Here is an 18,591-nt window from a genome sequence, read left to right on the forward strand (position 1 = left end):
AATGTGCCGGTCTCAGGCGGCATGCGCCGCGCGGAAGGCTCCGGGCGTGACGCCAAAGCGGGCCTTGAAGGCACGGGTCAGATGCGGCTGGTCGCAGAATCCGGTCGCCGCCGCGACCTCGCCGGGCATCTCGCCGCGCCGTAATCGCTCGCGCGCTCGCCGCACACGGACATCGACCAGATAGGCATGGGGTGTCAGCCCGGTTTCGCTCCGGAAGGCGCGGATCAGGTGGTGGCGCGGCAAGCCGGTGAGCCGTGCCAGATCGGCCAGCGACAGATCCTCTTCATAGCGGGTCTCGAAGACTTCGCGGGCCCGAGCAACGGACCCGCTCTCCACGCCCACCGGCCGAGCGGCGAGATCGGCATGATGCGTCAGGCAGCGGGCATAGAAGCGCAACAGCATTTCCTCGCCAGCCAGTTGGTCCCCGCCATCCTCGATCGCACGATGAGCAGCTGCGAAGAGCGCCGCGCCCTCGGCATCCTCGACCAGAGGCTGTGGAAAGAACGGCGTCCCGATCGCATCCCGGCCACTCAGTGAAGCCGCCACCTCGCGGATCAGCCCGACCTCGGGATAGGTCATGCGGTAGCTGTAGCCCGGCCCATAGGGCTCACCGTCATGCGTCTCGAGCGGATTGACGAAAGTGATCTGACCCGGCCGCGCATAGTGACGCACGCCGCGGACCCGGAAGGTTTCGCAGCCAGCTTCGATGGCGCCCATGACATAGCTGTCGTGCTGGTGCGGCGCGTACGCGTGGCTGCGGAAGGTTGCGGCAAGGCAATCCAGCCCACCGAAGCGTGCGGCTGGAAACAGCTTTGCCCGCTCGCCGGCGACGAGCGTTTCCAAGCCTAATGTCTCAACGTGGGTGACTGCTTCCATGGTGCAAGCATAGACCCTCTCGCCCCGTTGCTGTCTTGAAGAAAAGTGATCGGGCACATCACGCGCCCGATCGGTTTTGCCGCTCTCGACAGAGCCTTAGAGAGCGTGTGCGGCGGCTCCTGCCCCGACACGCTCGGGGCTCCTGGAGCCCAGCAGCAGCACGCCTGCTCCGCCGACCAGCGTCGCGACGGTTGCATAAGCGATGACTCCGAGCGTCCCGAAGCCATCGACCAGCAGGCCGCCGAAGACGGCGCCGCTCGCGATCGCGATCTGGAAGGCCGCGACGATCAGACCGCCGGCCGATTCGGCCTCATCTTCCGGCGCGACGCGCACCAGCCAGGTCTGGAAGCCGACCGGCAACGCGCCGAAGGCGAAGCCCCAAAGCCCGACCGCGATGGCCGAGGCAAGCGGCGACGCACCGACGAAGAGCAGGCTCACGCCCACCAGCGCGATCAGGAAGGCACCGAAGACAACCGAGGCCTTGGCGCTGCGTGCCGTGATCGCCCCGCCCGCGAAATTGCCGAAGAAGCCACCGACGCCATAGGCCAGCAGGACGAACGAGATCGCTTCGACCGAAAGCCTGGGGATCTGCTCCAGGAAGGGGCGAATATAGGTGAAGCCCGCGAAATGGCCGGAGATCACCACGACGATGCCGGCGAGCACGAGCGCGATGCTGGGCTGGCCGAGCAGGCGGAACAGCGTGCGGATATCGGGCGAGCCGCGCGCCGGCAGGCGCGGCAATACCGCGATCTGGACGACCAGCGCCGCGACGCCGACCAGCGCCGAGAGCCAGAACACGAAGCGCCAGCCCATCACGTTGCCGAGATAGGCGCCGATCGGCGCAGCGCTGACAGTGGCGAGGGAGACCCCGGCGAAGATCAGCGACATCGCCTTGGGCAAGGCGCGGGGCGGCACGAGCCGCATCGCGGTCGCCGCGACCATCGACCAGAAAGCGCCGAGCCCGATGCCGAGCAGCACGCGGGCGAAGAGCAGTGTCGGCAGATTGGTCGCCACGGCGGCGATGATGCTGGACACGATCAGCAGGCCGGTCAGCGACCAGATCACGATGCGCCGGTCGATACCGCGTGTCACGATGGCCGCGGCGAGGCCGGCGATGCCGCCGACGACCGCGGTCGCGGTCACCGCCTGCCCGGCGGCGCCGACGGAAACGCCGACATCGGCTGCCATCGGGGTCAGCAGGCTCGCCGGCAGGAACTCGGCCGTGACGAGGCCGAAGACGCCGAAGGTCAGGGAGGTGACGGCGGCCCAGGCCGGCTTGTCGCGGGCCTCCTCGGTGCTGTCGTCGAATTCAAGGGCAGTGGCGGACAGGGAATCTGACATGGGGTCTCTCCATGAGGTCGCCGGAAGATGGGCGTGGCCCCGTGGAGTTTCCATGCTATATCATCCGCATATCATGACCGTTCGTCCAGAGTTGCCATGACCGCTTCTGCCGACCACCTGACCGAGATGCTCCGCGGACTGAGGCTCGACGGCGTCGATTACAGCCGCTGCCAGTTGGCTGCGCCCTGGGGCATCGTCTACCCGCCGACCCAGCAGGCCTATTTCCATTTCATCTCGCGCGGCGGCTGCTGGTTGAAGACGCCGGCCGGTGAATGGCTGGAGCTCGCCGATGGCGACACCGTGCTGCTGCCCCGCGGGGGCGGCCATGTCCTCGCCAGTTCGCCCAAAGCCCTCGCTTCGCCACCCTGCGAATGCCGGGTGCTGGAGGCCTATGGCAATGTCTTCGATGTCAAGGGCGGCGGCACGGGCGAGCATATGCTGCTCTTCACCGGCCGCATGACCTTCAATGTCGATCTCGACCACCCGTTGCTGCGCCTGATGCCGGACCTGATGCGGATGAGCGATTTCATCGCCGACGAGCCAGGCCTCCCGCATCTGCTGGAGGCGATGGGCCGCGAGGTGATGCTGGACCGGGTCGGAGCCGGCGGCATCCTCGCCCGCCTCGCCGACGTGCTGGCGGCGGCGATCATCCGCGCCTGGGTCGAGCGTGGCTGCGGCGCCGCCAAAGGCTGGGTCGCGGCGGCGCGCTGCCCGGTGATCGGCAAGGTACTGGCCGCGATCCACGCCCATCCCGAAACCGACTGGACCGTGGAAAGCCTTGCCGAACTGATGGGCGCCTCCCGCTCCGGCTTCGCGGAGCGCTTCGCCGCGGTCGTCGGCGAGACGCCGGCCCGTTATGTCGCGCAGGTGCGGATGCATCAGGCAAGGCAATGGCTCGCCCGCGACAAATTGCGGATCGCAGTGGTGGCCCAGCGCCTCGGCTACGAGTCGGAAGCCTCGTTCAGCCGCGCCTTCAAGCGCATCACCGGGCTGGCACCGAGTCAGGTCCGGACGGCGGGCGAAGCGCCGCCCATGGCGATGTTCACGCCGGCAGCGGAAGCGGCGGAGTAAATATCCGCCCTCTCCACGCCGTCATCCCGGACAAGCCGCGTAGCGGCGGCGATCCGGGATCCATTCCGGAGCGCTCCCGATAATGGTTCCGGAATGGATCCCGGGTCTTCGCTTCGCTCCGCCCGGGATGACAGCGGAGAATGGACAGTTACCTACCCACCCACCAGATCGAACCAGCCGGCTTCGTCGATCACCTCGACGCCATGCTTGGCGGCATCCTTGAGCTTTGACCCCGCTCCCGGCCCTGCCACGAGCAGGTCGGTCTTCGACGAGACCGAGCCCGCGACCTTGGCGCCGAGCCGCTCGGCCATCGCCTTGGCCTCGTCACGGGTCATCCGTTCCAGCGCGCCGGTGAAGACGACGATCTTGCCGGCAACGGGGCTGGCCGAGGCGACCGCCTCCAGCGGCTGCGGCGAGACTTGCTTCAGCAGCCGATCGAGCAGTTCCTCGTTATGCGGCTCGCCGAAGAATTCGACGAGCGCCTCGACCACGGTCGGGCCGACGCTGTCGATGGCGTCCAGTTCCTGCCGCTCGGGCGAGGCTTCGTCGGCAGCGGCGATGCCCGCCGCCCGCAGCACCTCGAACGAACCGTAATGCCGCGCCAGCAGCCGTGCCGTCGTCTCGCCGATATGGCGGATGCCGAGCCCGAAGATGAAGCGGTTCAGCGGCGGAGTACGCCGGTCCTCGATCGCATCGAACAGCTTCTTGGCGCTGACCGCGCCGAAGCCTTCCTTGTCCTTGAGCTTCTTGAGATTGGCCGCATCGCGCGCAGCCAGCGTGAAGATATCGGCGGGCTCCCGCACCGGCAGGTCGGGATCGCCATGGAAGAATTCGATCTGCTTGTCGCCGAGCCCGTCGATATCCAGCGCATCGCGCGAGACGAAATGCTTGAGCCGCTCGACCGCCTGCGCCGGGCAGATCAGGCCGCCGGTGCAGCGGCGGATGGCGTCTTCCTTGCCGGAACGCGGATTGAGCTCGCGCGTCGCGTGGCTGCCGCAGGCCGGGCAGAGCGTCGGGAACTCATAGGGCTTCGAATCCGCCGGCCGCTTGGCGAGGTCGACCGCCTCGACGCGCGGGATCACGTCGCCCGCCCGCTTCACCGTCACCGTGTCGCCGATGCGGATATCGGTGCCGTCGCGGATCGGCAGGCCCCTGGAATCAAAACCGCGGATATAGTCCTCGTTATGCAGCGTCGCATTGGTCACGACGACGCCGCCGACAGTCACCGGCTTCAACCGCGCCACCGGCGAGAGCGCGCCGGTGCGGCCGACCTGGATATCGATCGCCTCCAGCACCGTCGTCGCGAGCTCCGCCGGGAATTTATGCGCGATCGCCCAGCGCGGCGCCCGCGAGACGAAGCCGAGCCGCGCCTGCAGCGCGAGCTCGTCGACCTTGTAGACCACACCGTCGATATCGTAGCCGAGCGTCGCACGCTGGCTCTCGATCAGGCGATACTGCGCGATCAGCTCCGCCACGCTCTCGCAGCGCTTCATCAAGGGGTTCGTGCGGAAGCCCCAGCGCCGGAACGCCTCGACCACGCCCCATTGCGTCGACGCCGGCAGAACCGGCATCTCGCCCCAGGCATAGGCGAAGAAGCGTAGCGGCCGTGAGGCAGTGACGCTGATATCCAGTTGCCGCAGCGAGCCCGCCGCCGCATTGCGCGGATTGGCGAATTCGGGCAGCCCTTTCTCGCGCTGGCGCTCGTTGATCCCTGCGAAATCGGCATGACCGAGATAGACCTCGCCACGGACCTCGGCGATCTCCGGCACATCCGGCCCGGCGAGCGTCCCGGGAATTTCGGAGATGGTGCGGGCGTTCAGCGTGACGTCCTCGCCCTCTTCGCCGTCGCCGCGCGTTGCGGCCGCGACCAGCTCGCCCTTCTCGTAGCGTAGCGAGAGCGAAAGCCCGTCGATCTTCGGCTCGGCGGTGAAGGCGATGCCGTCCTCCTCTTTGCGTCCGAGGAAGCGGTAGACCCGGCCGACAAACTCCGCGACGGCCTCGTCCGAGAAGGCATTGTCGAGCGAGAGCATCGGCACGCGATGCCGGATCTTGGCGAACTTGCCGGACGGCTTGGCGCCGACCTTGCTGCTGACACCGCCCTCCAGCGTCAGCGCCGGAAACGCTTCTTCCAGAGCGACAAGCCGGCGACGCTTCGCGTCATAGGCAGCATCGTCCATGATCGGCTGGTCGTCCTGGAAATAGGCGTCGTTGGCAGCCTGCACCTCGGCCGCGAGCAGCTTGTGCTCGGCTTTCGCCTTGCGTGGCGTCAGCTCCGCGATCGGCGTTTCGGAGGGGGCGGAATCTTCGGCGTCGCTCATGGCAAACCATTAGGCGAGATGCGCGTGACGAGAAAGGGCAGCAGGCTTTGCTGCGAGCGCAAGGCGGTGTCGCCTCGAAAGCCTGCGACAAACCGGGCATTCGCGGGTATAATTTCCAGGCTGGGAATTGGAAGCTCGACGCCGCAGGCCGTTGACGCCAAGGATCAAGTCGACAGCCACTGGGCGAACCGGGCCGGAACCGGGAGACACGCCATGGCCAATCTCGACGGCACAGTTCACGATATTGTCTCGCTCACGCAGCCGCGCATCAGGACCATCACCACGCGGGACCTGAACGAGGCGCTGCTGCGCGGCTGGGAGGATTTCAAGGCGCAGCCGAGCCACCTCGTCTTCATCGCCCTGATCTATCCCGTTGCCGGCATCCTGCTGGCGCAGCTCACCGTGAGCTACAACATCTTCCCCCTGCTCTTCCCGCTGCTTTCGGGCTTCGCGCTGCTCGGCCCCTTCGCCGCGATCGGGCTTTACGAGATCAGCCGCCGCCGCGAAAAGGGCATCGACTCATCCTGGATGCACGCCTTCGCGGTGCTGCGCTCGCCCTCGATCGGGCAGATCGTGCTGCTCGGGGCGATGCTGACCGGGATCTTCCTCGGGTGGCTCTTCAGCGCCTGGTTCCTCTATCGCGGCCTGCTCGGCTTGCCCGCCGATGTCTCCACCGCCGATTTCCTGCGCGCCGTGTTCACGACGGCTGACGGCTGGATCATGATCGTGATCGGCAATGCGATCGGCCTGCTGCTCGCCATTCTCGCCTTCTCGATCTCGGTCGTGTCGTTCCCGCTGATCATCGACCGGCATGTCGATGCGCCGACGGCGATCCGCGCCTCGATCGCCGCCGTCGAGGCCAATCCGCGCGTGATGATGATCTGGGGCCTGATGGTGACCGGCCTCCTCGTGCTTGGCTGCCTGCCGATGCTGGTCGGCCTGATCGTGGTCATGCCGGTGCTCGGCCACGCTACCTGGCATCTCTACCGCAAGGTCGTCGCCTGAGCCTTCCGAACCATCGCCGGCATTCTCGGGCGGAACGCGGCTTCGACCCGAGGATATCACGAGAAGAGTAGCGGGTTTCCGGAATGCTCGGGTCAGGCCCGAGCATCGCCAACGCGTCCATGCCGGCACCACCCCGGGGCCCCGGCGGGAACCTTTGAACCCCGAAACGGGTTCACCTCCTGCCAGATCGAGCCGCACGGCTCTGTTCCATCAGGGGGCTTTCATGAACAACGTCATTTATATCGTCGGTCTCATCGTGGTCGTGCTCGCCATCCTCTCCTTCCTCGGCCTGCGCTGAGAAACAGGAGCGAGAGCCCGCGCCATTCGCCGGCGTGGCTTGAATCCCAAATCATTTCCGACAGCCGCTTCGTCATCCCGGGCTTGTCCCAGAAGCCGTCCTCAGGCGCTTGCACCTTATGACGGTTTCCGGGCCGGCGCGGTTGCGCGGCTCGTCGGGGATGACGGCGACTTGTTATAAAGGCTGAGGCTCAGCCGCGCGGGCCACCGCGCGGCTTGCCCTTGCCGAAAGGCTTGGCACCATCCGGCCTGCCGGCGAAAGGCTTGCCCTTCCCTGCGAACGGCTTCTTGAAACCGCCCCCGGGCTTGCCATCGTCGCGGCGCGGCGGGCGTGCCTCGTCGCGTGGCGGGCGGCCTTCCGCACGATAGGGCTTGCGCTCCTCGTCACGCGGCCCGCGCTGGTCGCCGTCGCGCGGCGGAAAGCGCTTGCGCGGCCCCCGGTCCTCGCCGGCAGCCGGCTCGTCGCCCCAGCTCCTGCGCGGCGCAGCCGGGCGTTCGGCCTTGTCGGCGAAGGCCTTGGCCGGACGACGTTCGGCTTCGGTCGTGGGCTCGATCACGATCTTGTCGCGATCCGGAATACGGACCGCATCGTAGAAGCGATCAGCCACGTCGGCATCGATCTCGACCTTGGTCTCGCGGTCGAAGATGCGGATCGCGCCGACCTCGTCGCGCGTGATCCGGCCGCGGCGGCACAGCATCGGCAGAAGCTGGCGCGGGTCGGCGCCCTGCTTGCGGCCGATATCGAGGCGGAACCAGACGGTGTCGCCACGCGGGCCGGCGGGCTTGCGCGGACGCTCGCCATCCTCGCCCTCGTCGCGCCCGGCGCCGAAGGGGCGGCGCTTGGCAGCATAATCCTCATTCGTGCGAGCCGGGCGGCGCTCGTCGCGGCCGAAACCGGGATCACCCACCTCTTCCGCCGCCGGCAGGCGGGCGCGATACAGCCGCACCAGGGCAGCGGCGATATCGCGCGCCTCGCGGCCCGCCATCAGCGCATCGATCATGCCGGCATCATCCTCGGAGCCGTCGCCATTGAGCAGCGGATCGGAGAGCAGGCGCTCCTGATCGAGGGCGCGGATCTCCTCCTCGGTCGGCGGGCCGATCCATTCGGCCTCGACCTTGGCTTCCATCAGCAGGCGCTCGGCCTTGCGGCGGCGTGACTGCGGCACGAGCAGGACGCTCGTGCCCTTGTTGCCGGCGCGGCCGGTGCGGCCCGAGCGATGCTGCATCACCTCGGAATCGTTCGGCAGCTCGGCGTGGATGACGAGGTCGAGCCCCGGCAGGTCGATGCCGCGCGCCGCGACATCGGTCGCGACGCAGACCCGCGCCCGGCCGTCGCGCAGCGCCTGGAGCGCCGCGTTGCGCTCGTTCTGGCCGAGTTCACCCGACAGCGCGACGGAGGTGAAGCCGCGCTCCAGCAGGATCGCCTCGAGATGGCGCACGGCATTGCGGGTGTTGCAGAAGACCAGCGCCACCGGTGCATTGTGGAAACGCAGCAGGTTGACGACGGCGAGCTCGGCTTCCTTCGGGAAGACGCGCACGGCCTTGTAGGCGATGTCGGCATGGCCACGCCGGGTCGCTTCCACCTCGATACGCAGCGCGTCGCGCTGGTAGCTCTGGGCGAGCTGGACGATCGCCTTCGGGAAGGTCGCCGAGAACAGCAGGCTGCGGCGGCTCTCGGGCGCCGTCTTCAGGATGAATTCAAGATCGTCGCGGAAGCCGAGATCGAGCATCTCATCGGCTTCGTCGAGCACGACGGCCTTGAGCGCGGAGACGTCGAGGCGGCGGCGCTCGATATGGTCGCGCAGGCGGCCGGGCGTGCCGACCACGATATGCGCGCCCTCGTCGAGCAGCATCGCCTCGCGGCGCGGGTCCATGCCGCCGACACAGGAGATCACCCGCGCGCCGGTCTGGGCATAGAGCCAGGCGAGTTCGCGCTGCACCTGCAAGGCGAGTTCGCGCGTCGGCGCGATGATCAGGGCCAGCGGCTCGGCGGCAGGGCCAAGCTTCTCGGCGGTGCCGAGCAGGGTCTCGCCGATGGCGAGGCCATACGCGATGGTCTTGCCGGAGCCGGTCTGCGAGGAGACCAGCAGGTCGCGCCCGCGGGCGGCGTCTTCGAGGACGGCGCTCTGCACCGGCGTCGGGTCGGAGTAATTACGATCGGCGAGCGCGCGCGCGAGCGGCGGGCTCGTGAGAGAAAAAGACATGCGATAACGGCCTAAGGGTTGCGGCGTAAGATGAAGGAACGGCGCGAAGCGTGGGCGATGGGTTCAGGCGGCACTAGACGATCGGACCGAAAAGTGGAATTCACCTTTCAGAGAATCCGATGCCAAAACAAATAATTAGACCGCCCCCCAAGGCGCCCCGAGGGACGCATGGCGATCTAACGGGCAGCTGCACCATCGGATGAGAGCGGCTCATAAAGCAAAGCGCTACAAAAGGAAATGCGGCATTCCTGCGCCTCGCGCAGGGCTGAGTCGGGCCGGACGCGCACGATACCCGAAGCGGAGAACATCATGGTCCAGCATTCCCGCCGCGTCGGCACCTACGAGATCTCGGTCCTGCATGATGGCGTCTTCGAGGCGCCGCTGGACGTGCTGATCCATGCCGATGGCGAAATCGCCCGCGACGGTGCTATCGCGCGCTGGGGCAAGCCGAAGGTCAGCATCATCGTGAACTGCTTCGCGTTGAAGGGAGCGGATGGGATCACGCTGGTTGATGCCGGCACCGGCCCCTCCTGGGGCGCGGCGATGGGCCATGCGCCTGCCGCGATGGCCGCCACGGGGATCGTGCCCGAAGACGTGTCCCGCGTCCTGATCACGCATCTCCATGGCGATCATGCGCTCGGCCTGTTCGACGGCGACAAGGCACGGTTTCCGGAGGCCGAGATCATCGTACCCGAGGCCGATTTCGGCTTCTATGGCGACGACGCCAATCGCGCACGGACCCCGGATAAGAAGCAGGGCGCCTTCGCCATCACGGTCACGCTGAAGAAGCTCTATGCCGGCCGCATCCGCCCCGCCCCGGCGGGTAAGGTTCGGCCCGGCATCAGCCTGATCCCGCTCCCTGGCCATACGTTCGGCCATAGCGGCTATCTCATCGAGGGCCAGGACGAGAGCCTGCTGCTCTGGGGCGATGCGCTGCATCTTTCCGATCTCCAAGCCTGCGACCCGGATATCGGCTTCGTCTATGATTTCGACGCTGCGACCGCGTTGGCCTCCCGTCGCGGCATCCTGGAACGCGCCGCGCACGAGAACTGGCTCGTCTCCGGCGGGCATGTCGACGGCTTCAGACGGGTGGCGAAGAAGGGCGCGGGCTACGAATTGCAGCCGGCCTGAGCTCTCAGCCGCGCAGCCCCGCCGCCTGCAGCAGGCGCCCCGCGGCCGCTCGCGCTTCCTCGGTGATCGAAGCGCCGGCCAGCATCCGCGCGATCTCCTCGCGCCGCGCCTGATCCTCCAGCGCAGTGACGCGCGTCACGGTGCGCGACGCCTCGCCCTCCTCCGCCGATTTGGCGATCAGGAAGTGCTGGCCGGCCTTGGCCGCGACCTGCGGCGCATGCGTCACCGAGATCACCTGCACCCGGCCGGCAAGCCGCGCCAGCCGCTCGCCGATCGCGTCGGCCACCGCCCCGCCGACGCCGGTATCGATCTCGTCGAAGACCAGAGTGGGGGCCGAGCCGCGCTCGGCCAGCACGACCTTGAGCGCCAGCATGAAGCGCGAGAGCTCCCCGCCCGAAGCGACCTTCATCATCGGCCCCGGCCGCGTGCCCGGATTGGTCTCGACCCAGAACTCGACCTTGTCGAAGCCTTCCGGCCCGCGCGCATTCTCGTCGCTGTCGATCCGCGTGATGAAGCGTGCCCGCTCCAGCTTCAGCGGCGGCAACTCGGCCTTCACGGCCGCATCGAGGCGTGCTGCAGCCGCCTGCCGTGCCCTTGAGAGGGCTTGCGCCAGCCCGACGAAGGCCGCTTCGGCTTCGTTCAGCTCGGCTTCCAACCGCGACAGCGACGATTCGCTCTCGTCGAGCGCGGCCAGATCGCTCGCCATCGTCGCCGCCAGCACGGAGAGCCCGTCCACCGGCACGTCGTATTTGCGGCCCGCTGCCCTCAGAGCGAACAGCCGCTCCTCGACGCGCTCCTGTTCGCGCGGGTCGTATTCCGCGGCCCGCGTTGCCGCGGCGAGCGCCTCGCCGGCCTCCTCCAGCGCGACGATCGCGGTGTTGAGCGCCGCGATCGAGGGATCGACCAGCTCCGGCGCCTGGCTCGCGCGGCGCTCCAGCCGGCGCAGCACCGCGGCGAGCGTCGGCACGGCGGAGGATTGCCCGCCGACCGCCTCATAGGCCTCGTTGAGGTCGCGCGCGACCTTCTCGGCCTGCATCATGCCCTGGCGGGTGGCGGCGAGTTCGTCCTCCTCGCCGGCCTGTGGCGCGAGCTTGGCGAGCTCCTCCACGGCATGGCGCAGGAAACCCGCTTCCTTGCGCGCCGCTTCCACGCGCAGGCGTTGCGACTGCAGGGCCTGCCGCGCCCGCTTCAACGTCTCGCTAGCGCCGGCGACCGCTTCAGCCTGCGCCTCCAGCCCGCCGAAGCCGTCGAGGATCGCGCGGTGCTGGGCCGGATCGGTCAGCGCGCGGTCGTCATGCTGTCCGTGAATCTCGACGATCGCGGCACCGACCATGCGCAGGATCTGCACGGAGACCGGCTGGTCGTTGATGAAGGCGCGAGTGCGTCCGTCGGCATATTGCACGCGGCGCAGGATCATGTCGCCGTCGGTGTCGATCTCCTGCGCCTGCGCAAGCCTGCGGGCGGGATGCGTCAGCGGCAGATCGAAAACCGCGCTGACCTGGCCCTGTGCCTCGCCATGGCGCACGAGCGAGCCGTCGCCGCGCCCGCCGAGCGCGAGCGCGAATCCGTCGAGCAGGATCGACTTGCCTGCGCCGGTCTCGCCGGTCAGGACGCTCAGCCCGTCATGGAAGCCGAGATCGAGCCTGTCGATCAGGACGATATCGCGAATCGAGAGCTGCGCCAGCATCGGCGCTCAACCCTGTTTCCGGATCTGGCAGGGTCGCCGGTAGCCCGTCATGCGAGGGGCGTCCTCTCTCGTCAGAGACGGCTGACCCCGAGGAAGCCGCCGACCGTGCGCGAGAAGCCTTGGAAGGCGCGGCTGATATAGGAGCCGCGATCCTCGCGAGGCTCCAGGCCGCCGCTCTGCAGCAGGACATAGGCGTCCTTGTACCACGGGCTGTCCGGGAAGTTGTGCCCGAGCACCGCCGCCGCCGTCTGCGCCTCGTTGGTGATGCCCATCGCCATATAAACCTCGGTCAGGCGCATCAGCGCCTCCTCGACATGGCGCGTGGTCTGGTACTTGATGATGACTTCGCGGAAGCGGTTCACCGCGCCGGTATAGTTGCGCTTCTCCAGATAGTAGCGCCCGACATTCATCTCCTTGCCGGCGAGCTGGTCGCGCGCCACCAGAAGCTTCTCCTTGGCGTCGAGCACATATTCCGACTTCGGATAGGTGGCGATGAGCTGCTCCAGCGCCTGGATCGCCTGGGCGGTCCGCTCCTGATCGCGGGTCGCGTCCGGAATCTGGTTATAATAGGACATCGCCAGGATGTACTGGGCGTAGGCCGCATCGGGGCTCGCCGGGTTCTGGGCGATGAAGCGCTTGGAAGCGGTGATCGCCTCCTCCCATTTCGACGCCTGGAAATTGGTATAGGCCGTCATCAGCAGGCCCTTACGGGCATAGGGCGAGAACGGCGCGGTCTTGTCGATATCCTCGAATTTCTTCGAAGCGCCTTCGCTGTCGCCGTTCTGCAGGCGGGCCAGCCCCTCGTTGTACAGCTTGTCGGCCGGCGTCGGCGGCGTCAGGTCCGGCTTGTAGACCTCCGGCCTGTCGAAGGGATTGAGCGAAGACAGGGTATCACAGCCGCCGAGCAGCAAGGCGGCGCCCAGCGCAAGAGCGATGCCCCTGCGCGGCGAAAGACCGCGATGGATTGCCGGAAGGCTTTGCCGCGTCACGCTCACGTCGTCCGTCCTCTTTCGATCGTCCCTCAGGCATCGGACCCAAAAGTGGAAGCCACTTTTCGGGATAATCCGATGCTGAAACCAAGAACCGGATCGCCAGTTTGCGTCTGGTAGGACGCAGGCGATCCAGCTTCCGGGAAGCATGCCTTACCTCAGACGCTTCCGCCGCGCCACTGCCGAAAACCGGTTATGACGGGATTCCGCATCGCTGCGGCATCTGGGACAAAAACCCGGCGATTGGAAGGCGAGGCAGCATCTCGCCGGATTTGACTGGGGGAACCTAGTGCAGATCCGGCGCGAAGGCAGCCGGAGCAGCCGCCGCCATCTGCACGGCGCGCGGCGCCGCGAAGACCGGCTGAGATTCGACGATCGCGAAATTCGCACGGTCGGCGAACAGCGCCTGGAGGATCTGGACGTTCATCCGGTGACCGCCGCAATAGGAGCGGAACTCGCCGATGATCGGATAGCCGGCAAGCGCGAGATCGCCGATCGCGTCGAGCACCTTGTGCCGCACGAACTCGTCGCCGTAGCGCAGCCCCTCGGGATTGATCACCTTGTCTTCGCCGACGGCGACGGTGTTCTCGAGCGAGGCGCCCTGGGCGAACCCCGCCTTCCAGAGCTGCTCGACATCGCGCATGAAGCCGAAGGTGCGGGCCTTCGAGATCTCGCTGGCATAGGCCTGCGCATCGAGGTCGAAGATCTTGCGCTGGCGGCCGATCACGACGCTGTCGAAATCGATCTCGACGTCGAGGCGGAAGCCGTGCTCGGCCGGGGCGAGCTCGGCGAAGGCGCGGCCCTGCTCGATGCGGACCGGCTGGAGAACCTTGAGATAGCGGCGCGGCGCGGCGAGCGTCGCCATGCCGGTCGCCTCGATGGCGGCGACGAATTCGCGGGCGCTGCCGTCCATGATCGGCATTTCCGGCCCGTCGATCTCGACCAGCACATTGTCGAGGCCGAGGCCGGCGCAGGCCGACATCAGATGCTCGATCGTCGAGACGGAAGCCGGGCCGCGGTCGCCGATCACGGTGCAGAGTTCGGTGGCGCTGACCTTGGTGTGCTTGGCGTGGATGAGCTGGGGCGGCATGCCCTCGATGCCCGTCCGCAGGAAGACGACGCCGGAATTGGCGCTGGAGGGCTTGAGGCAGATGCTGGCGGGGGCGCCGGAATGAACGCCGATGCCGGTCAGGGTCACGGCTGCCCGCAAGGTCGTCTGCCGATCGAAGGTCATTCGGTTATCCAATCCTGACCACCGGGTTCAGCCTGCTCTCCGCCGGAGCGAAGGTGGCACGGTCCGGCGATGTCTTTCCAAGGCCGGCACCGGAGCAGACCCGGCGCGCTGTCGTTCTGATGCGCCGCAAGATAAGCTTTTGGGGCCGCCTCTCAAAATCACGCTTTCTTTCGCTGTGTTACAGCGCTTTCCAGGCGGATCGCGCCATATAAAGCGCTGAAAGATAAACATTTTCTAACAACGAAAAACCCGCCGCGGAAGAACCGCGGCGGGTCTTGTTACAGAGCCGTCGAAGGCTCGATCCCGTCAGTTCGCCTGGCGGCGCAGGAAGGCGGGGATTTCCAGATGGTCCTCCTCGCTGGAACGAGTCGGAGCGGCGCGGCCATGCGGGTCGAGCTGGCCCTGCGCCGGGCGCGAGGCCGGCTGCTGCTGCACGGGGCGGCGCATATACTCGGCATGCGCTGCGCTCGGCGCGGCCGCCTGCGGCATCGGGGCCTGCGGCATCTGGCGGACGGGTGCCGGGGCCGGAGCCATCTCGGCCTCCTCGTCCTTGCGACCGCCGAAGCCGACCGAGGCGAGGCGCTGCATCAGCGACATGCGCTTCTGCTCGACGGCGCTCGGGGGCTGCGGCGCAGCCTGGGCGCCGCGATGGGCGTTGAGCTGAGCCTGGCCGGGAGCCGGCAGATCCTCGACGCGCGGCATGCGGGTCGGGCGGACGACCGCGCGTTCCGGCATCGGCGGGATGAAGCTCTCGTCGAAATGCAGGCTCGGCTCGGCATGATGGACGGGCTCGGGCGCCGGCGGAGCGGCCATCACCGGGCGCGGCTGCACCGGCTCGATGCGGATATCCTGCGCGACCTGGGCGACCGGAGCGGGCTCCGGCATCGGTGCGGGGACGACGCGGGCCGTCTCGATCACGGGCGCCGGCGGGGCGACCGGGCGGGCGGTGGCGACCGCGGCGTTGCTGCGCAGGCGGGCCTCGGCCTTCAGGCGCTCGGCGACCTGGGCGATGCGGGCCTCGGTGTCGTCGTTCTCGACCAGAGACGAGATCGGCTTGTCGATGCCGGTCGCGACGACCGAGACGCGCACGGTGCCTTCCAGCGATTCGTCGAAGGTCGCGCCGACGATGATGTTGGCCTCGGAATCGACCTCCTCGCGGATGCGGGTGGCGGCCTCGTCGACCTCATAGAGCTTCATGTCGCGCCCGCCGGTGATCGAGATCAGCAGGCCGCGCGCGCCCTTCATCGAGACGTCGTCGAGCAGCGGGTTGTTGATCGCGGCCTGGGCCGCGGTCAGCGCGCGCTTCTCGCCCTGCGCCTCGCCGGTTCCCATCATCGCCTTGCCCATGCCGCGCATCACGGCGCGCACGTCGGCGAAGTCGAGATTGATCAGGCCGGGCCGGACCATCAGGTCGGTGATGCAGGCGACGCCCGAATAGAGCACCTGGTCGGCCATGCCGAAGGCATCGGCGAAGCCGGTGGTCTCGTTGGCGACGCGGAACAGGTTCTGGTTCGGGATGACGATCAGGGTGTCGACCGCCTCGTTCAGCTCGCCGATTCCGGCCTCCGCCATGCGCATGCGGCGCTGGCCTTCGAACTGGAACGGCTTGGTCACGACGCCGACCGTCAGGATGCCCATGTCGCGGGCGCCCCGGGCGATCGCGGGCGCGGCGCCGGTGCCGGTGCCGCCGCCCATGCCGGCGGTGATGAACACCATGTGGGCGCCCGCCAGATGGTCACGGATCTCGTCGATGACCTCTTCGGCCGCCGCGCGGCCGACTTCCGGCTGCGAGCCGGCGCCGAGGCCCTCGGTGACCTGCAGGCCCATCTGCACGATGCGCGAGGCGCGCGACAGGGCGAGAGCCTGTGCGTCGGTGTTGGCGACGACGAAATCGACGCCGTCGAGGCCGGCCTCGATCATGTTGTTGACCGCATTGCCGCCAGCGCCGCCGACGCCGAACACCGTGATCCGGGGCTTCAGTTCCCGGATGTCCGGGGCTTGCAGATTCATCGCCATGGTTGCCTCTTTTGATCCCTTGTCCGGCGCCTGGCGGGAGCCGTCCCGATTGCTACGTTTGACGCCGTGGCCCGCCCTTTCGAACGGACCCTACTCACTCAATTCTCGACCCTGGCTCGCGCCGGGGTCAGAAACTGTCCTTCAGCCACCGCCCGACACGCGAGAAATAGCCGTCCGTCCCGGTCATCAGCGAGCGCCCGCTGATGGCGCGCGGCTCGAAATGCTCGACATGGGCGACCTGCGGATAGACCAGCAGGCCGACTGCCGCCGCGAAGGCCGGGCCCTTGCCGGCTTCCGGCAAACCCTTGATCCCGAGCGGGCGCCCGGTGCGGACCTGGCCGCCGAGGATGCGCCGCGCCACTTCCGGCAGGCCGGTGAGCTGGCAGGCGCCGCCGGTGAGGACGACGCGCCGCCCGGCCTGGGCCGAGAAGCCGGCATTGTTCAGCCGGTCGCGCACCAGTTCGAGGATCTCCTCGACGCGCGGCTTGATGATCCTGACCAGATGCGACTTGGCGAGATGGTTCGGCATGTCGCGCTCGTCGTCGTCGACCTGCGGCACCGCGATCATGTCGCGCTCGTCGGAGGCGCTCGAAATGCAGGAGCCGTGCAGCGTCTTCAACCGCTCGGCCGCCGAGACGCGGGTCGAAAGGCCGCGCGCCACGTCCATGGTGATGTGATTGCCGCCGACCGCGATCGCGTCGGCATGGACGAGATGCCCGCCCGAGAACACGCCGAGCGAGGTCGAGCCGCCGCCGAGATCGACGAGGACGACGCCCATCTCCGATTCGTCGTCGACGAGGACCGAGAGGCCGGAGGCGTAGGGGGTCGCGACCACCGCCTCGACTTCGAGATGGCAACGCTCGACCGCGAGCATGACGTTGCGTGCCGCCGCCGCCTCGCTGGCGACGACATGCATGTCGACCGAGAGCTTGCCGCCGATCAGCCCGCGCGGATCGAGCACGCCCGGCACGCCGTCCAGCGCATAGCCGGTCGGCAGGGCATGGAGCACGGCCTTGCCGGGGCGCAGGGCGTGGGTCGCGGCAGTCGCGAGCACGCGCTTCACATCGGCATCGCCGACCGAGCCGGAGCGCAGGTCGACGCTGGCGGCATAATGCTGCGAGCCGATGCGCCCGCCGGTCAGGTTGACGATGACCGACTGCACCTCGACCTTGGCCATGCGCTCGGCCGCATCGACCGCAGCCCGGATGGCGCGCTCGGCGCTTTCGAGATCGACGATCGCGCCGCCCTTCAGGCCGAGCGAGCGCTGGTGGCCGATGCCGATGATGCGGGCGACATGGGTGCGCCCGCGCAGCCGCTCGTTGGTCTCGGCCGGGCTGAGCTCGGCGATCAGGCAGACGACCTTGCTGGTGCCGATGTCGAGAATCGACAAGGTCGCGCTCTTGCGCGACGACAGCGGACGCATCCGGGGAGTCAGGCCCTGGGAGGTGACGTGGTTCACGCCTCGCCTCCCTTCTTCTTGGCCTTGCTCTTGAGCTGGTCGGCGCGTGCCGCGGCCGCCTCCTCCGAAAGCCGCATGGTCACCCGGTCGGGCTGGCGCAGATCGATGGCGAGCACGTCCTTCTCGAGGATGCGGTAATCGCTCTCCAGCGACACGAGGCGCTGCACCGCGGCCTCCGGCTTGGTTTCGGGCAAGCGCACATCCATGCCGTTGTCGAGTTTCAGGTTCCAGCGGCGCCCGGAAACGAGCGTCGCGGCGCGGATATGCTGGGCGAAGGGACCGGCCTTGCTGCGCAGAGCCAGATATTCGGCAGCACGATTATTGGCGTCCTTGCCGACGACCAGCGGCAGATAGGCGAAACGACCGTCATCCATCTTGTCGATCACCGTGCCGTCGGCCGCGATCACGAAGAGCTCGCCCTTCACCTGCCAGAGCGCATAGGGCTCGCGCTCGGTGAGCGCGATCGAGACCTCGCCCGGATAGAGCTTGCGGACGGCGGCCTCGCGAATCAGCGGCGTCGCCTCGAGCTGCTTGCGGGCCTCGTCGGCATCGAAGAACACCAGCGAGGTCTTCGAATCGATGCCGGCCGCGACCAGGACCTCCTGTTCGGACAGCCCCGCGAGGCCGGAGATGGTGATGCGGTCGATGCCGAAGCCGAGCGCCCGCGCGAACATGTGGCGCGGCTCACCGTAGTTGTCCTGCATGGTCTGCCAGTGGCCGCCGAGCACGAAACCGCTGCCGAGGCTGAGCGTGAGGAAGCCGAGCGCCAGCCAGGTGCCGAGGCCCTGCGGCAGGCGCTGTGCCAGCGGCACCGCGATGGCGCTGCGGCGCGAGCGGCGCATCCAGCGGCTCTGGCGCTGCTCGCCCACCAGCAACTGGGGGGCGGCATGTGCGACCGGGAGCCGGGAGAGTGGCCGGGCAGGCGCGAAACGGGGCATGGCAACGGTTTTCGCCGACATCGCT

Annotated in this window: 14 protein-coding genes; 4 read left to right on the plus strand and 10 right to left on the minus strand. The window is 68.0% G+C overall.

What is annotated here, in order from left to right; translation table 11 throughout:
• Positions 1–12: 12 nt before the first annotated feature.
• Positions 13–843: an AraC family transcriptional regulator gene (locus tag J0I42_RS04185; RefSeq protein WP_291653075.1), complete on the minus strand. Its 831-nt coding sequence runs from the start codon at positions 841–843 to the stop codon at positions 13–15.
• 129 nt (positions 844–972) lie between these two features.
• Positions 973–2,217: an MFS transporter gene (locus J0I42_RS04190; protein ID WP_291653076.1), complete on the minus strand. Its 1,245-nt coding sequence runs from the start codon at positions 2,215–2,217 to the stop codon at positions 973–975.
• Positions 2,218–2,313: 96 nt separating this feature from the next.
• Here J0I42_RS04190 and J0I42_RS04195 point away from each other — a divergent pair, with 96 nt between their 5' ends.
• A complete protein-coding gene (locus tag J0I42_RS04195) occupies positions 2,314–3,288 on the plus strand; it encodes an AraC family transcriptional regulator (RefSeq protein WP_291653078.1) in 975 nt (324 codons plus the stop codon).
• A gap of 152 nt (positions 3,289–3,440) precedes the next feature.
• On the opposite strand, the gene ligA is transcribed toward J0I42_RS04195, so the two are convergent.
• Entirely contained in the window at positions 3,441–5,606 is a 2,166-nt protein-coding gene (gene ligA, locus J0I42_RS04200; protein WP_291653080.1) for an NAD-dependent DNA ligase LigA, read from the minus strand.
• Between the two features lie 213 nt (positions 5,607–5,819).
• Here ligA and J0I42_RS04205 point away from each other — a divergent pair, with 213 nt between their 5' ends.
• Positions 5,820–6,611: a DUF2189 domain-containing protein gene (locus J0I42_RS04205; RefSeq protein ID WP_291653082.1), complete on the plus strand. Its 792-nt coding sequence runs from the start codon at positions 5,820–5,822 to the stop codon at positions 6,609–6,611.
• Positions 6,612–6,765: 154 nt separating this feature from the next.
• Complete coding sequence (locus tag J0I42_RS04210; RefSeq protein WP_291653083.1) at positions 6,766–6,909, plus strand: hypothetical protein; 144 nt, start codon at positions 6,766–6,768, stop codon at positions 6,907–6,909.
• A 190-nt stretch (positions 6,910–7,099) separates the two neighbouring features.
• Here the strand turns inward: J0I42_RS04210 and J0I42_RS04215 are convergent, their stop codons facing one another.
• Positions 7,100–9,112 carry a DEAD/DEAH box helicase gene (locus tag J0I42_RS04215; protein ID WP_291653085.1) on the minus strand — a complete coding sequence of 671 codons (2,013 nt, stop codon included), beginning with the start codon at positions 9,110–9,112 and terminating at the stop codon, positions 7,100–7,102.
• 309 nt (positions 9,113–9,421) lie between these two features.
• Here J0I42_RS04215 and aidB point away from each other — a divergent pair, with 309 nt between their 5' ends.
• The gene (gene aidB / locus J0I42_RS04220) at positions 9,422–10,243 is read left to right on the plus strand and encodes an AidB family quorum-quenching N-acyl homoserine lactonase (RefSeq protein WP_291653088.1); all 822 of its coding nucleotides are present in this window, start codon (positions 9,422–9,424) and stop codon (positions 10,241–10,243) included.
• 4 nt (positions 10,244–10,247) lie between these two features.
• Here the strand turns inward: aidB and recN are convergent, their stop codons facing one another.
• The 6 genes from recN to J0I42_RS04250 all read right to left on the minus strand — a co-directional run bounded on the left by recN (position 10,248) and on the right by J0I42_RS04250 (position 18,587).
• Complete coding sequence (gene recN, locus J0I42_RS04225; protein WP_291653089.1) at positions 10,248–11,930, minus strand: DNA repair protein RecN; 1,683 nt, start codon at positions 11,928–11,930, stop codon at positions 10,248–10,250.
• 71 nt (positions 11,931–12,001) lie between these two features.
• The gene (locus J0I42_RS04230) at positions 12,002–12,895 is read right to left on the minus strand and encodes an outer membrane protein assembly factor BamD (RefSeq protein WP_465247639.1); all 894 of its coding nucleotides are present in this window, start codon (positions 12,893–12,895) and stop codon (positions 12,002–12,004) included.
• A 310-nt stretch (positions 12,896–13,205) separates the two neighbouring features.
• Positions 13,206–14,153: a UDP-3-O-acyl-N-acetylglucosamine deacetylase gene (gene lpxC, locus J0I42_RS04235; RefSeq protein ID WP_291653091.1), complete on the minus strand. Its 948-nt coding sequence runs from the start codon at positions 14,151–14,153 to the stop codon at positions 13,206–13,208.
• 306 nt (positions 14,154–14,459) lie between these two features.
• Positions 14,460–16,169, minus strand: a complete 1,710-nt coding sequence (gene ftsZ / locus J0I42_RS04240) for a cell division protein FtsZ (protein ID WP_291653093.1) — start codon at positions 16,167–16,169, stop codon at positions 14,460–14,462.
• A gap of 127 nt (positions 16,170–16,296) precedes the next feature.
• Entirely contained in the window at positions 16,297–17,592 is a 1,296-nt protein-coding gene (gene ftsA / locus J0I42_RS04245) for a cell division protein FtsA (RefSeq protein ID WP_291653167.1), read from the minus strand.
• Positions 17,593–17,624: 32 nt separating this feature from the next.
• Positions 17,625–18,587 (minus strand): cell division protein FtsQ/DivIB, encoded by a 963-nt coding sequence (locus J0I42_RS04250; RefSeq protein ID WP_291653095.1) that lies wholly within the window; start codon positions 18,585–18,587, stop codon positions 17,625–17,627.
• Positions 18,588–18,591: the final 4 nt, after the last annotated feature.

This window comes from Allobosea sp., from assembly GCF_017308015.1.
GTDB lineage: Bacteria > Pseudomonadota > Alphaproteobacteria > Rhizobiales > Beijerinckiaceae > Allobosea.